This is a genomic window from Ketobacter sp., assembly GCF_003671495.1.
Classification (GTDB): domain Bacteria; phylum Pseudomonadota; class Gammaproteobacteria; order Pseudomonadales; family Ketobacteraceae; genus Ketobacter.
Window position 1 is genome coordinate 73,595 of record NZ_RCHN01000001.1, and the last position, 13,868, is coordinate 87,462.

The 13,868-nt window shown below is 58.0% G+C and carries 16 protein-coding genes; 12 read left to right on the forward strand and 4 right to left on the reverse strand.

The genetic code is table 11. From position 1 onward, the window contains the following. Nucleotides 1-210: 210 nt before the first annotated feature. Nucleotides 211-1,791, reverse strand: coding sequence for a nif-specific transcriptional activator NifA (gene nifA, locus D9N14_RS00390; protein WP_290575633.1), 1,581 nt, complete (start codon nucleotides 1,789-1,791; stop codon nucleotides 211-213). An 18-nt stretch (nucleotides 1,792-1,809) separates the two neighbouring features. Continuing rightward, nucleotides 1,810-3,381: a nitrogen fixation negative regulator NifL gene (gene nifL / locus D9N14_RS00395; RefSeq protein ID WP_290575635.1), complete on the reverse strand. Its 1,572-nt coding sequence runs from the start codon at nucleotides 3,379-3,381 to the stop codon at nucleotides 1,810-1,812. A gap of 395 nt (nucleotides 3,382-3,776) precedes the next feature. Between nifL and rsxA the strand changes: the two genes are divergently transcribed. From rsxA to D9N14_RS00445, 10 genes are all read left to right on the forward strand, one after another. Then, nucleotides 3,777-4,352, forward strand: a complete 576-nt coding sequence (gene rsxA / locus D9N14_RS00400) for an electron transport complex subunit RsxA (protein WP_290575667.1) — start codon at nucleotides 3,777-3,779, stop codon at nucleotides 4,350-4,352. A gap of 10 nt (nucleotides 4,353-4,362) precedes the next feature. Then, complete coding sequence (locus D9N14_RS00405; protein ID WP_290575637.1) at nucleotides 4,363-4,887, forward strand: RnfABCDGE type electron transport complex subunit B; 525 nt, start codon at nucleotides 4,363-4,365, stop codon at nucleotides 4,885-4,887. A gap of 2 nt (nucleotides 4,888-4,889) precedes the next feature. Continuing rightward, complete coding sequence (gene rsxC / locus D9N14_RS00410) at nucleotides 4,890-6,389, forward strand: electron transport complex subunit RsxC (protein WP_290575640.1); 1,500 nt, start codon at nucleotides 4,890-4,892, stop codon at nucleotides 6,387-6,389. Beyond that, on the forward strand, nucleotides 6,386-7,477 hold the full coding sequence (locus tag D9N14_RS00415; RefSeq protein ID WP_290575642.1) for an RnfABCDGE type electron transport complex subunit D: 1,092 nt from the start codon (nucleotides 6,386-6,388) through the stop codon (nucleotides 7,475-7,477). Before rsxC ends, D9N14_RS00415 begins: the two co-directional genes overlap by 4 nt. Before the next feature lie 9 nt (nucleotides 7,478-7,486). Next, nucleotides 7,487-8,140: an RnfABCDGE type electron transport complex subunit G gene (locus tag D9N14_RS00420; protein WP_290575644.1), complete on the forward strand. Its 654-nt coding sequence runs from the start codon at nucleotides 7,487-7,489 to the stop codon at nucleotides 8,138-8,140. Beyond that, the gene (locus D9N14_RS00425; protein WP_290575646.1) at nucleotides 8,137-8,838 is read left to right on the forward strand and encodes an electron transport complex subunit E; all 702 of its coding nucleotides are present in this window, start codon (nucleotides 8,137-8,139) and stop codon (nucleotides 8,836-8,838) included. Before D9N14_RS00420 ends, D9N14_RS00425 begins: the two co-directional genes overlap by 4 nt. A gap of 26 nt (nucleotides 8,839-8,864) precedes the next feature. Then, complete coding sequence (locus D9N14_RS00430; RefSeq protein ID WP_290575648.1) at nucleotides 8,865-9,128, forward strand: RnfH family protein; 264 nt, start codon at nucleotides 8,865-8,867, stop codon at nucleotides 9,126-9,128. An 83-nt stretch (nucleotides 9,129-9,211) separates the two neighbouring features. After that, a complete protein-coding gene (locus D9N14_RS00435; RefSeq protein ID WP_290575650.1) occupies nucleotides 9,212-9,592 on the forward strand; it encodes a VOC family protein in 381 nt (126 codons plus the stop codon). A gap of 51 nt (nucleotides 9,593-9,643) precedes the next feature. After that, on the forward strand, nucleotides 9,644-10,048 hold the full coding sequence (locus D9N14_RS00440; protein ID WP_290575652.1) for a GFA family protein: 405 nt from the start codon (nucleotides 9,644-9,646) through the stop codon (nucleotides 10,046-10,048). Next, nucleotides 10,020-10,247 carry a hypothetical protein gene (locus D9N14_RS00445; protein WP_290575654.1) on the forward strand — a complete coding sequence of 76 codons (228 nt, stop codon included), beginning with the start codon at nucleotides 10,020-10,022 and terminating at the stop codon, nucleotides 10,245-10,247. Before D9N14_RS00440 ends, D9N14_RS00445 begins: the two co-directional genes overlap by 29 nt. Nucleotides 10,248-10,269: 22 nt before the next feature. Here D9N14_RS00445 and D9N14_RS00450 read toward each other — a convergent pair whose 3' ends face one another. After that, nucleotides 10,270-11,379, reverse strand: a complete 1,110-nt coding sequence (locus tag D9N14_RS00450; RefSeq protein ID WP_290575669.1) for a 5-(carboxyamino)imidazole ribonucleotide synthase — start codon at nucleotides 11,377-11,379, stop codon at nucleotides 10,270-10,272. Then, nucleotides 11,379-11,861, reverse strand: coding sequence for a 5-(carboxyamino)imidazole ribonucleotide mutase (gene purE, locus D9N14_RS00455; RefSeq protein WP_290575657.1), 483 nt, complete (start codon nucleotides 11,859-11,861; stop codon nucleotides 11,379-11,381). The genes D9N14_RS00450 and purE overlap by 1 nt, the downstream gene beginning before the upstream one ends. A gap of 304 nt (nucleotides 11,862-12,165) precedes the next feature. Between purE and D9N14_RS00460 the strand changes: the two genes are divergently transcribed. Further along, nucleotides 12,166-12,804, forward strand: a complete 639-nt coding sequence (locus D9N14_RS00460) for a 2OG-Fe(II) oxygenase (RefSeq protein WP_290575661.1) — start codon at nucleotides 12,166-12,168, stop codon at nucleotides 12,802-12,804. Nucleotides 12,805-12,842: 38 nt separating this feature from the next. Beyond that, nucleotides 12,843-13,793 (forward strand): alpha/beta fold hydrolase, encoded by a 951-nt coding sequence (locus D9N14_RS00465; protein ID WP_290575663.1) that lies wholly within the window; start codon nucleotides 12,843-12,845, stop codon nucleotides 13,791-13,793. Nucleotides 13,794-13,868: the final 75 nt, after the last annotated feature.

Below are 13,868 nucleotides of genomic sequence, written 5' to 3' on the forward strand. Positions count from 1 at the left end.
TCGTTACTCGTTTCCTGATCTAGCACTGTCAGCTCCATCGCGAGAACTCCTCTTGCTGTTTCACCCAAAGTGTAAATGCAGGATTGCAATGCCCATGCCTACTCTTAATTGACTGTTTTTACAGACTTTTATATCAACCAGGCTTGTGTGTTGTGGGTTTTGTTACAACCAATCGCGGCAGTGCGATGTAGGGAATGAGACCAACGCGCGTCAGATTTTACGCACGTTGATCTTCATGGTTTGAATGCGATAGGCGATCTGGCGGGGCGTCATACCCAATAGTCGTGCCGCCTTGGCCTGTACCCAGCCGGCCTGTTCCAGCGCGGCAATCAGGCGCTCACGCTCATCCATTTCCGGATTGTTCAGATCCACCTCCTGCACCGCGATGGTGGAAGGCATGATGGCATTGCCGCTGTAGTTATCCGGCAGGGCAATCACATCACAATCGATGATGCCTTCTTCACTCATGACTGAGGCCCGCTCCAGGCAGTTTTCCAGCTGACGCACATTGCCCGGCCACTCGTAGCCCATCAGCATCCGTACCGCGTTGTCGGTCAGGCGCAATTCACGGCCCTGCTGCTTGGCGATTTTCCCGATCAGGAATTTGGACAGCTCCGGCACATCCACCAGGCGCTCCCGCAACGGCGGTATCCGGATTGCCATCACGTTCAGGCGATAATAAAGATCTTCCCGGAACTTGCCTTTTTCCACTTCGGCTTCCAGGTTGCGGTTGGTGGCCGCCACAATGCGGACATCCACCTTGATTGTTTGACCACCGCCCACCCGTTCCAGCTCACCTTCCTGCAACACCCGCAGCAATTTGGCCTGGAACATGGGGGAAATCTCTCCGATTTCATCCAGGAACAAGGTGCCACCGTCGGCCTGCTCGAAACGCCCTTTGCGCTGTTTTACCGCATTGGTGAAGGCACCTTTCTCATGGCCGAACAATTCCGATTCCAACAGGGTTTCCGGCAACGAGGCACAGTTCAAGCGCACAAACCGATTGTGAGCACGGGGCGAGTTATAGTGAATGGCACTGGAGATCAATTCCTTACCGGTTCCGGATTCCCCCAGAATCAACACCGTGCTGTCCCACTTGGCTACCCGGCGCACCTGATCGAATACCTGCCGCATGCCTTCAGAATGGCCCACCACCATATTCTCAAAGCCATATTTACCGCGCACTTCCCGCCGCAGTTCATCCCGTTCACTGGCCAGTGTCTGGCCTTTTTCCACATTCACCAGCAAACGCACGGTCTGCGACAACAGATCCGCCACTGCCTCCATAAACGCGGTGCGCTCCGGCAGATAATCGTCCGCCGGCACATCCGGCTGCGCCGCCAACACTCCGATGGCCGACCCGTCCCCGCCCCGGATCGGCACCCCGATAAACGGCAGCTCCAGGTCATACAACGCCAGTCGATCCAGAAAACGGGGCTCGGACGAAATACGGCCCAATACAATGGAGGTATTGTGTTGCAGTATGCGCCCGGTGATACCTTCACCGGCCTGATAACGTACCGCCGACGAGGCTTTACTCACCGACTCCGACTCGCTGTACAGTGCCCCCACCTGCAACACCGCATGCTCAGGATCGGACAATGAAATGACGCCGTGCAGTAAGCCACACTCCTTGTGCAGAACCGCGAGGATGCCGTCCAGGGTCTCCTCTATGTTCTTGGCCCGGCACAGTATCTGCGAAATATGGCACAACGCTTTGAACTGTCGCTCCACCAATTCGGCACGACTGCCCACACTTAACCCACGCTTGGACATAATTGACGTATTCATGACTACTCTCGCTGCCCGTTAACCGGCCGATGTCACCGGCAGTTGCACAATCACTCTGCAACCATTCCGGTAAGTCGGATCGATATAGACCGTTCCGGAATGGTCAGACACGATTTCCTGGACCATCGGTAACCCCATTCCCCGGCAGCCCTGCCCACTGATCTTGGTGCTGAAGAAGGGTTGAAACACTTTCACATGCATATCGGCGGGGATGCCCGGTCCACTGTCACTGATTTCAATGATCACCATTTCCTTTTCGGATCGGGTTACGATGGTCAGTTCCCGCTCTTTCACCGAGCGCTCACTCATGGCGTCAATGGCGTTATCAAAAATTTGCTTGAACATGGAGCGCAGGCGTCGCTCCCGGCCGATCAGTGCCGGCAGTCGCAATGATGGATTCCATTCAACAGTGATCCCCTGTGCCAACAGTTTTTCCGCCGCAATGGAAATCACTTCCCGGATCAACTGATTGATGTTCACCGGCTGTTTGGTTTCCTGCAACGGCGCGGGCAGCGATTCCTCCAGGTTATCCAACGCTTGCTGTCCGGCCAGCAGGGCTTCCTCCAGTGCGGAGAGCACCGCCTCATCCTGTTTATCCTCCCCCCGGCGCTGCAGTATGTTCACCGCGGCTGACAGCAAGTTTACCGGGCCCTGTAACTGATGAATGGCCCCGTTCACGGTTTCCCGCATACCCTGCACCATGTCTTCCTCCGTCATCAACGCTTTGAGGGAATTCAGGTGGGTCTCCTGCTGACGCCGCCGCAGGGAGCTGACGTCGTTGATCATTAACAGGGAATAGTGGCTTATCACCTGTTCAAAAAAACCATCGGCACTTTCATTCTTCACATCAATGCAGGTGCCGAAGCAGGAGAACCACTTGGGCGAACCACCCCCCAGGTCAATGCTCAGCTCGGCACCGTCAAAACATTTGCGGTCTTCCATCAAAGACTTGATGCAGCCTTCCATGTTGAGATCCAGCACCTCAAGGAAGGATTCCAGTGGTTCATCCGGGGCCAGTTCCCGCGCCAGCGCTTTAAAGCTCGGGTTGGCCAACACCACCCGGCCACTTTCATTCAGCAGCACCATGGCGGACGGCACGGAATTCACCACGGCCTCAATCATCAGCTTCTGGTTCAGCACTTTTTGTTCCAGCTCATGGACTTCAGTGCTGTCCCGATGCATGCCCAGGTAGTGCACGGTTTTGTTGTGTTCGTCGATCACCGGCGCCACCATCAGCTCGGCCAGATACAGACTTTGATCCTTGCGCCGATTCAACAACATGCCGGTCCAGGAACGTTGCTGCGCCAGCCGCCCCCACAGCGCCTGGTATACCAGACGCGGGGTGGTGTGATTGGAAAGAATGGATTCGTTCTTGCCAACCACTTCCTCCTTGCTGTAACCGGTCACCTGGGTGAAGGCCCTGTTGGCATAAAGAATGTTGGCTTTCAGATCGGTAATGGAAATGGCCACCGGACAATGCTCCACCGCCTGAAAAAACACCTCGTCGTTCAGCAGCGTCTCATTCACACTGACGCCCCCGGCTTCCTCATTCCCCGCTTCCTGTGATTCCACCTGTAAGTTCTTGCTCATGTTTCACCCCGAACGGCACCACTGCACCGTCATTACCGTATCATCGCTGTACAGGGTCTTGAGCAAGATGCGTGCCGCCCGCAAAAAGCCGTAACCACAGGCTTTTGTAGGACTGCATTGTCGCGTTTGTCGCAAAGCAAACAATTCGGACTTGACCGGGATCAATACATTTGTCGGAAACACGACAAAGGGTGCAAAACTGGCATGCACTAACACAGGGCGAGCGCCCGCACATCAATAATTTCCGGGCACTCCGCACAACTACAATTCAGGAAGCCCACCACGGGCTTGTCGCATTTTTTCCATGGCATACATCGTGCAATCTCTCCTGCAGCCCGGGTTCCCTCGCAACAAACGCGACAAAACCGGCGCCATTAATACGAGACGGGTGAAGGATTATGGATTACCTACTGCTATTTATCGGAACCGTTCTGGTCAACAACATTGTCCTGGTGAAATTTCTCGGGCTGTGTCCGTTGATGGGCGTTTCCAATAACCTGAGCGCCGCCTTCGGCATGGGCCTCGCCACCACCTTCGTGCTGACACTGTCAGCCCTGGCCAGCTGGATCATTGAACACCTGTTGCTGGTGCCACTGCACATCGAATTCCTTCGCATTTTGTCGTTCATTCTTATTATTGCAGCGGTGGTGCAATTCACCGAAGCCGTCGTCCGCAAGACCAGTCCACTGTTGCACAAAAATCTTGGCGTGTTCCTGCCATTGATCACCACCAACTGCGCCGTCCTGGGCGTCGCCCTGCTCAACGTGCGGGAGGAATACAGCCTGGTACAGAGCCTGGTGTTCGGCATGGGATCGGCGTTGGGCTTTTCCATCGTGATGGTGATTTTTGCCGGCTTGCGGGAACGTATTGCCATGGCCAGCGTACCGGCCACCTTTGCCGGTACGCCGGTGAGTCTGGTGACGGCGGGGCTGTTGTCACTGGTGTTTATGGGTTTTAGCGGAATGATCTGAGGAGACCGAGATGTTTGTTGCCACACTTGTACTGACTGCACTGGGTTTACTGTTGGGATGGTTGCTGGGTTTGGCGGCCAGAGTGTTTGCCGTGGAGGAGAATCCCATCGTCAATGAAGTGGAGGCCCTGCTACCCGGTACTCAATGCGGCCAATGCGGGTTCCCCGGTTGCAGTGCTGCTGCCGAAGCCATGGTGGAAGGTAACGCCGCCGTCAATTGCTGCCCGCCAGGTGGACGTGCCCTCACCGAAAGCCTGGCGGAACTGTTGAATATCGACCTCAACTCATTGGGGGATGCGCCGGTTCCACAACTGGCGACCATCGACGAGACACTGTGTACCGGCTGCACCAAGTGTTACAAAGCCTGTCCCACGGATGCCATCGTTGGCGCCACCCGGCAAATCCACGCAGTCATCAGCAAAGCCTGCACCGGATGCTCCAAATGCAAGGACGTCTGCCCGGAAGACTGCATCTCCCTGAACCCGGAGCCACTGACCCTGAACACCTGGCACTGGACCAAACCTGAGGCAGCCTGATCATGTTCGGTATCGCAATGCGGGGTGGCGTACACCCGGAGACCAAAAAGGACCTGACGGCGGAGCGCAGCATCATCCGGCAACTGCCCCTGCCCAAACGCCTGTACCTGCCGCTGTCACAACACGCCGGTATCGAATCCCGAGCCCAGGTGCAAGTAGGTGATCGGGTATTGAAAGGTCAACTGGTGGCGCGCTCCGGAGGCCCTCTCTCCGCCAACCTGCACGCCCCCACTTCCGGTACCGTGGTGGCCATTGAGCCCATTATCGCCCCCCATCCATCCGGCCTGCCTGCTGTGGCCATCGTCATTGAAAGTGATGGTGAGGATCAATGGATGACACTGCCCACCCTGGACGACCCGTTGGCATTGAGCCCCGACGAACTGGCTGACAAAGTGGAAGCCGCCGGCATCGTCGGTATGGGCGGCGCGATCTTTCCCGCCGCAGTGAAGTTGCGCCAGGGGCGGCGCTTTGAGATCAAAACCCTGATCATCAACGGCAGCGAATGCGAACCTTACCTGACCTGTGACGACCGCTTGATGCAGGAGCGGGCCGAGGCCATCATTGACGGCGCGCGGATGATTCGCCATATCATCGAAGCCTTCGAAGTGATCATCGCCATTGAAGACAACAAACCGGACGCAACCGCCGCCCTCAAAAAAGCCGCCGCGCCCTTTGGTATGATCGAAGTGCGCAACGTGCCCACCCAGTACCCCATGGGTTCCGCCAAGCAGCTGATTCAAGCCGTCACCGGCAAGGAAGTTCCCGCCGGCGGACGCAGCAATGATATCGGCGTACTGGTGCACAACGTCGGCACGGTTTATGCCATTCACGAAGCGTTGCGTTTCGGTCGCCCCCTGATTTCCCGCATTGTCACTGTCAGCGGTGGCTGCGTACAGTCTCCCCACAATGTGGAGGCCCTGATCGGCACTCCGGTTCGCGACATCATTCAGGCCTGTGGTGGCCTCAATGCCACCCCCGCCCGCCTGTTGATGGGTGGGCCGATGATGGGGCAAATAATCCCGTCCATCGACAGCCCGGTCATCAAGGGTTGTACCGGTGTGCTTGCCCTCACTCGCCAGGAAGTGAACGAACACGTCCCCTCCCCCTGCATTCGCTGCAGTCGCTGTGTGGACGCCTGTCCCATGGGGCTGGTGCCCCTGGAAATGGCCAAGCACGCCAAGGTCGACGACTTCGACAACGCCCAGCAATACGGCCTGCGGGATTGCATTCTGTGCGGCTCCTGCGCTTATGTCTGCCCGTCCCATATTCCCCTGGTACAGTTCTTTGAATACGCCAAAGGGGAACTGAAAGAGCGCCGCAACAGCGAGCATAAACAGGAATACACCAAACGCCTGACTGAACAGCGCAACGAACGCATTGAACGGGAAAAGGCCGCCAAACTGGCCGCCAAAAAAGCCAAAAAGAAAAAACCCTCCCGTCAATCTGAAGCAGCGGCATCTGAACCGGCAGCAACCGCGCAAGAGGAGTCTGCAGAATCATGAACGCCATCCGTGAATCCGTTCACCGCGCCGCACCTTATGCCCACGACCGCTCCAGCGTTGACCGCATCATGTTGCAGGTGTGCCTGGCGCTGACACCGGCAACCTTGTTCGGTTTCTACCTGTTTGGCCTTCCCGCCATCCTCACCTTCGTCAGCATCTGCCTGGCTGCCATTGCCACGGAAGCAATATGTCTGTTGTTACAGGGTCAATCCATCAGCCGCCTGCGCGATGCTTCCGCCCTGCTCACCGGCTGGTTGCTGGCCATGAGCATGCCGCCCTGGTGCCCCTGGTGGCTGTGCCTGGGCGCCGGCTTTTTCGCCATCGCCATCGGCAAGCATCTCTACGGTGGCATTGGGCAGAATGTGTTTAACCCGGCCATGCTGGCCCGAGTGGCCCTGTTGATCTCATTCCCGGTGCAGATGACCACCTGGGTGCAGGTGACGCCTCTGGGCAGCGAGCAGGCGCCGGGGCTTCTGCAGTCCCTGGCCATCTTTTTTGAGCAGCAGTCCATCCCCGATGGCTACACCGGTGCCACATTGCTGGGTGCCGCCAAAGCGGCCGCCAACGGTGGCAGTGCCATTTCAGAACTGGTCGCCGACAACTATTCCCTGACACAATCCTTTTTGGGCAACACCCTGGGCAGCCTGGGGGAAACCTCTGAGCTGTTGATTCTGTTGGGTGGTCTCTGGTTGTTGCGCCGCCGCATCATCAGCTGGCACATTCCCGTGGCCATGTTAGGCAGCACCCTGCTGCTGTCCGGTTTGTTTTATATGGTCAGCCACGCGCAGTATCTGAGCCCCTGGTACCACCTGACCTCCGGTGGCGTGATGCTGGGCGCCTTCTTCATCGCCACCGATTACGTCACGTCGCCGTCTTCCACTGCCGGGAAACTGATCTTCGGCGCCGGCTGCGGGTTGGTGATGTACGTCATTCGCGCCTGGGGAGGATTTCCGGAAGCAGTGGGGTTTGCCGTGCTCTTTATGAACGCCCTGACACCGTTGATCGACCGGGTAGTGAAACCCCGCGCCTACGGACGCGACCAGCGCGGCAACCCCATCAAAAACGTCAGCGCCCGCAAGGCATCCTAGGAGGAGCGCATGGCCACCATACTCAACCCAACCTATCGATCACGCCTGGGTTATCAGGCTGCGCTACTGGGGGGAATGTGCTACCTGATGAGCATGCTGTTGATCGGCGGCAACACCGCCACCCACCAATTGATCGACCAACATGTCCTGAACGACAAACTGGCGCTGTTGGATCAGGTGATGCCCCATTCCCTGTACGACAACGATCCCGTTGCCGACAGTCAGGTCATCCAGTACCGCGACCTGTTCAAGGAGCCCATCGAAATTCTGCCAGCGCGCCTGGGCAACGAATTTTCCGGTGCCGCCCTGAATCTGACGGTGCAGGGTTGGGGCGGCCCGCTAAACTTCATCATGGCGGTGGATGCCAGCGGCCAGGTCCTGGGTGTGCGGGTCATCAATCACAAGGAAACCCCCGGCCTTGCGGACAAAATTGAATTGGAGAAAGACGACTGGATCACCGGCTTCGACGGCCGCTCCCTCAGCAACACCAGCCACATCCAGTGGGCGGTCAAAAAGGACAATGGCGAGTTCGATCAATTCACCGGGGCCACCATCACGCCCCGCGCCCTGGTGAGTGGGGTCTATCGTGGCCTGCAGTGTTTCCAGCACTGGCGGCAGCAAGCCCAAGCACAAACCCGTGCCAAAGAGGAGTCAGGATCATGAGCACAGCATCGACCCCCAAAGCCCCCGCTTACCGCACCATTTTTCGCGATGGACTGTGGGACAACAACGTGGCCATGGGACAAATGCTGGGACTGTGCCCCTTGCTGGCGGTCACCACCAGCGCCACCAACGGCCTGGGCATGGGCATGGCCACCCTGGCCGTGTTGATGCTCACCAACACCCTGGTATCCCTCATCCGCGGCATCGTCACGCCTCAGGTCCGCATCCCGGTGTTCATCGTTTTGATTGCATCGGTGGTCACCCTGGTGGACATGGCCATCAACGCCTGGATGCACGAGCTGTACAAAGTACTGGGCCTGTTCATCGCCCTGATTGTCACCAACTGCGCCATCTTCGGGCGGGTGGAAGCCTTCGCCTCCAAACAACCGGTGCTTCCCGCCATGGCCGATGCGCTGGCCATGGGCATCGGTTTCACCTGGGTGCTGGTGGCCATTGGTGCCATGCGGGAAGTTCTCGGCAGCGGGACCCTGTTCGCCCACGCCTCACTGCTGTTGGGCGATCACTTCACCTGGCTGGAGGTAACCGTCATCCCGGACTTTTCCGGCATACTACTGTCCATCCTGCCCCCGGGCGCCTTCATGGCACTGGGTTTTCTGATTGCCATAAAACGCCTGATCGACCGGGGCATTAAAGCCCGCCAGGAACGGGCCGCACTGGCAGGCCTGGTCACCCAGTAATGGCCGATGTTGAGGAGGATCACATTATGCAGGTGAGTGTTGCGTACGTAGGCGCCCTGTCCAACAGTTGGCAGGAACTGAAGGTGGAAGAGCATTGCACGGTTGCGGATGCCATTGCGCAATCCGGCGTGCTGCAGCAGTTTCCGGAAATTGATCTGAAGAAAAACAAAGTGGGCATCTATGGAAAATTCGCCAAGCTGAACAACCCGCTGCAGGATGGCGACCGCGTAGAAATCTATCGCCCCATCACCCGGGTTCTGGACGAGGATGATGACGACGATGACGATTGATTCAATCATCACCCCTGAACATTGACAAGCGGTCACCGGTTTTGCTCCTATAGGCTATCTGTCAATGTGGCTCTGGATTGCCTATGTCCAATTTCGATGTGGTCGAGATCAAATCGTTTGTACCCGCCCGGGATTTCAGTCTTGCGCTGGCTTTCTACCAGCACATCGGTTTTGAATTAAAGTGGAACAGCGACGATCTGGCCTATTTTGCTGCCGGCAACGCCAGCTTTCTGTTGCAAAACTTCTATGAACCAGCCCACGCACATAACTTCATGATGCACTTGCTCGTAGAATGCGTGGAGGCTTGGCACACGCGCATCATCGACAGCGGAGCCCTGGATGTGTTCGACATTCAGCTGGGGGCGGTCGAGGATCGGGATTGGGGAATGCGCGATTTCACCTTGCGTGATCCCAGTGGGGTTCTGTGGCGCATTGCACAAAACACGGAACCCAAGGTTTCCTGATCCACCTTGGCCCTACCTGCCATGCTAACCCGAGATAAAAAGGAGCACAGATTGAAACTCACCGGTGAATGTTTTTGCGGTGGCATCCGCTATGAAATCAACGGCACACTGCGGGATGCCAGGTCATGCCATTGCTCCCGCTGCAGAAAGGCCTTCAGTGCCCAGGCATCGGCGTACGCCTTGGTGGACCCGGATCAGTTCCACTGGCTCCAAGGCAAAGAGTTGCTCTCAACCTACCTGAGCCAGGCGGACTATGGCTTCCAGTTCTGCAGTCGCTGCGGCTCCACCCTGTGTGGCCTCCACCTGGGTAAGGTGCACGGTATCACCCTGGGATGCCTGAACGAGGACCCCAACATCGAAATCGGCCGCCATATTTTCGTGGGCTCCAAAGCCAGCTGGGAAGTCATCCCCCCGGGCGTCAACCAGCATGACGGGCACGCCCCTGAAGCGCTCTGACCGAGGGCAACTGCAGGATCAGTGCTATGGTGAAATCAATGCGGGCCCTGGCCATCCGATTGCGGCCACCGACCCCTTCCTCGTCCGCATACGTAAACGATTATCGCGCATGCTGATGTGGTTGTGGTCGGCGTCGTTTATCCTGTTGAGTGTGCTTATGTTGTACGTAACCTACAATACCATCAGCCTCACACTCTAGGGTATCCACCGGGCACCACGCTTCAACTATCCCCGTAGATTTTCTCATTCAACGCCAGCAAACGCTGGCGCACGGCCTGAACATCCGCATCCTGCAGGATCAGGTGGCCCAGCTTACGGCCGGGGCGCACACTTTTGTTGTACCAATGCAGGCTCACGTCATCGGTCAGCAATGCCTTTTGATCCAGGGGAATCCCCAAAAGATTCAACATGCCGGCAGCGCCCTGTAACCGGGTCGAGCCCAGGGGCCAGCCGGCTACGGCACGCATGTGATTTTCAAACTGGGATGCCAGCCCGGCCTGCATGGTCCAATGGCCGCTGTTGTGCACCCGCGGGGCCAGCTCATTCACCCACCATTGATCACCCGCCACAAAACATTCCATGGCCATCATCCCCACGTATTCCAGATGCTCCTGAATACGGGCCAGGCCGGCCTGGGCCTGTTCAGCAATCGAGGCAGGCAAGGCCTGCGCAGGCGCCACCGAGTGCAGCAGCACCCCGCTCCGGTGGACATTTTCGGTGGGCGGATAAAAGCGGATATCGCCCTGGGGGGAGCGGGCGGCCAGGAAGGACACCTCGCGCTCGAAATTCATGGTGGGTTCCGCCAGGTAGGAGACCTCACGCCACTGGGCCTGCTGGGCAAACGCCGCCACGTCCTGATCGTTGTGCAGGCGCCACTGGGCCTTGCCATCGTAGCCTTCTTCAGTGTGCTTGATCACCAGGGGAAAGCCGAAGCGGTCAGTGGCGGTATTCAGGTCCACCGCTTCACGCAACGGAACGCAGGGAGTATGGGATACCTCAAGGGACATCAGCATCTGCTTCTGGCGCCAGCGGTTCTGACACTGATACAGGGCGTTCACCGGCGGATACACCGGGCAAAGCTCACTGAACGGTTGCAGCCGGGCCACTTCGATCTGTTCCCGTTCCACGGTCATCACCTCCGGCTGGCCCAACTCCCGGTAGAGCTGCTCAACGGCAACCCCCTCCCGCAGGGTGACAATGGGGCCCAAGCCATTAACCGGTGATGCGTCTTCATCGGGCTCCGCCAGAAAGCTGAAGCGCATTCCCATGGGAATACCCGCCAGAGCCATCATCCGGGCCAACTGTCCGCATCCGAGAATGGCCACCTGCATCACTCAACCTCCACCGGCACAGCGTCAGTCTGGCGGGCGCGCCATTCCAGGAACCGCTGTTTCAGCTCCGGGTCCGTCAGTGCCAACACCTGGCTTGCCATCACCCCGGCGTTAAAGGCACCGGGCTCACCGATGGCCTGGGTGGCCACCGCAATGCCCTTGGGCATCTGCACGATGGACAGCAGGCTGTCCAGGCCATTGAGCTGGCGGCTGGACACCGGCACCGCAATCACCGGCAACCAGGTGAGGGCCGCGGTCATACCCGGCAAATGGGCGGCGCCACCGGCTCCGGCAATGATCACGCGAATCCCCCGCTCCGGCGCCTGCTCGGCAAATTCATACAACCGTTGCGGCGTACGATGAGCAGACACCACGCGGGTCTCATAGGGGACCTTCAGTTCGTCCAACACCTGGGCGGCCAACTTCAAGGTGGGCCAATCGGATCGGGATCCCATGATAATACTGACAATGGGTTGCTGCATGATGCCTCCAGCTAATTAACAATCAAAAACCTGATGCTTCGTATACGAATTCTGTAACTCTATATATGCAAGTGTGTCTGTGTAAGTGTATCCAGGGGAAGATGTGACGGTGGGATAGTTGCCACACCCTGGGCCTTCACTTGCGCCCTGAGCTTCCACAAAAGGGGCATTATACTGCAAATCGGCCCCAGGTCCGGCAAAGTATTAACCGAGATCAACGAGGCCGCCTGCACCCCTTGTGGCGAACTGCAAACACCCTATACTGTCTGACTTATTGGCTACACCACTGGGTTTTGACCGAAAAATGAACAACATACTGAATCTGGAGGCCCTGCAAAACGCGCCTCTCAACACCGAACCCTATCCCTATTTCACTGTGTCACACTCCATCCTGGAGGACGCTGTGGGGGCCGTCATCCGCGATTTCCCCAAAATCCAGGACGGTGGCAGCTACAACCTGGATGACGTCAGATACGGCCCCGAGTTCGATAACTTCCTGAAATCCCTGGATACTCCCGAATTCCGCAAGATTCTGTGCGACAAGTTCGATGTGGACATCATGGACCTGCCCATGATGATTACCCTGCGCGGCTATTCCCGCAAAAAGGACGGGCGCATTCATACGGATTCCAAAACCAAGGTGCTCACCATCCTCATTTATCTGAACGAGGATTGGAGTGCGGAAACCGGCCGCCTGCGGGTACTGCGGGGCCCCGATGACATGGAAGACTACGCCGAGGAAATCCTGCCCGGCCCGGGCAGCCTGATGGCGTTCAAGGTCACCGACAATGGCTGGCACGGGTACCCCTCCTACGAGGGCCAGCGCCAATCCATCCAGATCAACTTCCTCACCAGCGAAGCCGCCAACAACAAGCACCGCTTCTTCCACGGACTGAGCGCCAAGTTGAAAAAACTGCGCCGGGGCAGCGCCGAGGACTACTGAAGCGGGCGCCTGCACCGACAACCATTACAAGGAATAACATGAGTTTAAGACGCCCCCTTTATCTGTCCGTCGGCTTTGTGGCGGCCGCCGTGATCGCCGTGGCCCTGCTGGCCAGCCACTACCGACACGAGCTCTACCAGTCCGGCATCGAAAGCAACGCCAGCGCCCTGGGTCTGCAAATCAAGACCCTGGAAGTGGACGGCATGCTCTGGTCCTATATGGAGAACGAACGCCAGGCGCAGCAACCCACCCTGGTGCTGGTGCACGGTTTCGGCGCCTCCAAGGACACCTGGCTCGCCCTGTCCAAGTACCTGGCCGCCGACTATCATCTGGTGATCCCCGACCTGCCGGGCCACGGCGATTCCGGCTTCGACCCCAGCCTCACCTATTCTCTGGCCACCCAGAGCCGACTGCTCCACGACTTCGTGACCGCCCTGGATCTGGAGCCGTTCCACCTGCTCGGCAATTCCATGGGCGGCGGCATCACCGGGGCCTACGCCGGTACCTATCCGGACCAGTTACGCTCCGCCATTCTGCTGAATCCGGCGGGGATCGTGGAATATCGCAGCGATTACCAGCAACGCCTGGAACAGGGGGAAAACCCCTTGCTGGTGAATTCCGTGGCGGACCTGGATTTTCTGTTTGAGTATGCGGTGGCGGACAAGATCAGCATTCACTGGCCCTTCAACCAGGTGCTGGTGGACAAGGCCATTGCCAGGCGGCCGGCCCAGGACAAGGTATTTAACGACCTGACCGCCGACCCCAGCGCCAGCACCAAAGCCCAGGTGGCACAGATTACGGCCCCCACCCTGGTGGTGTGGGGCAAGCAGGATCGCATCATTGCCCCCGAAAACGCGGCGCTGTACCAGCAGGCCAACCCCAGTATTCAGGTCAAACTGCTGGATCACGTGGGCCATATCCCCATGGTGGAGATCCCGGAGGCCTGTGCCGGGATTGTGCGCGAGTTTACGCTGCAGGCGGCGCGCTGAGCCTCCTCCAAGGGTCACAACAGGCAGAACCGTTCACAAGCAAACCAACCTATATCAAAATATTTTGATATAGGT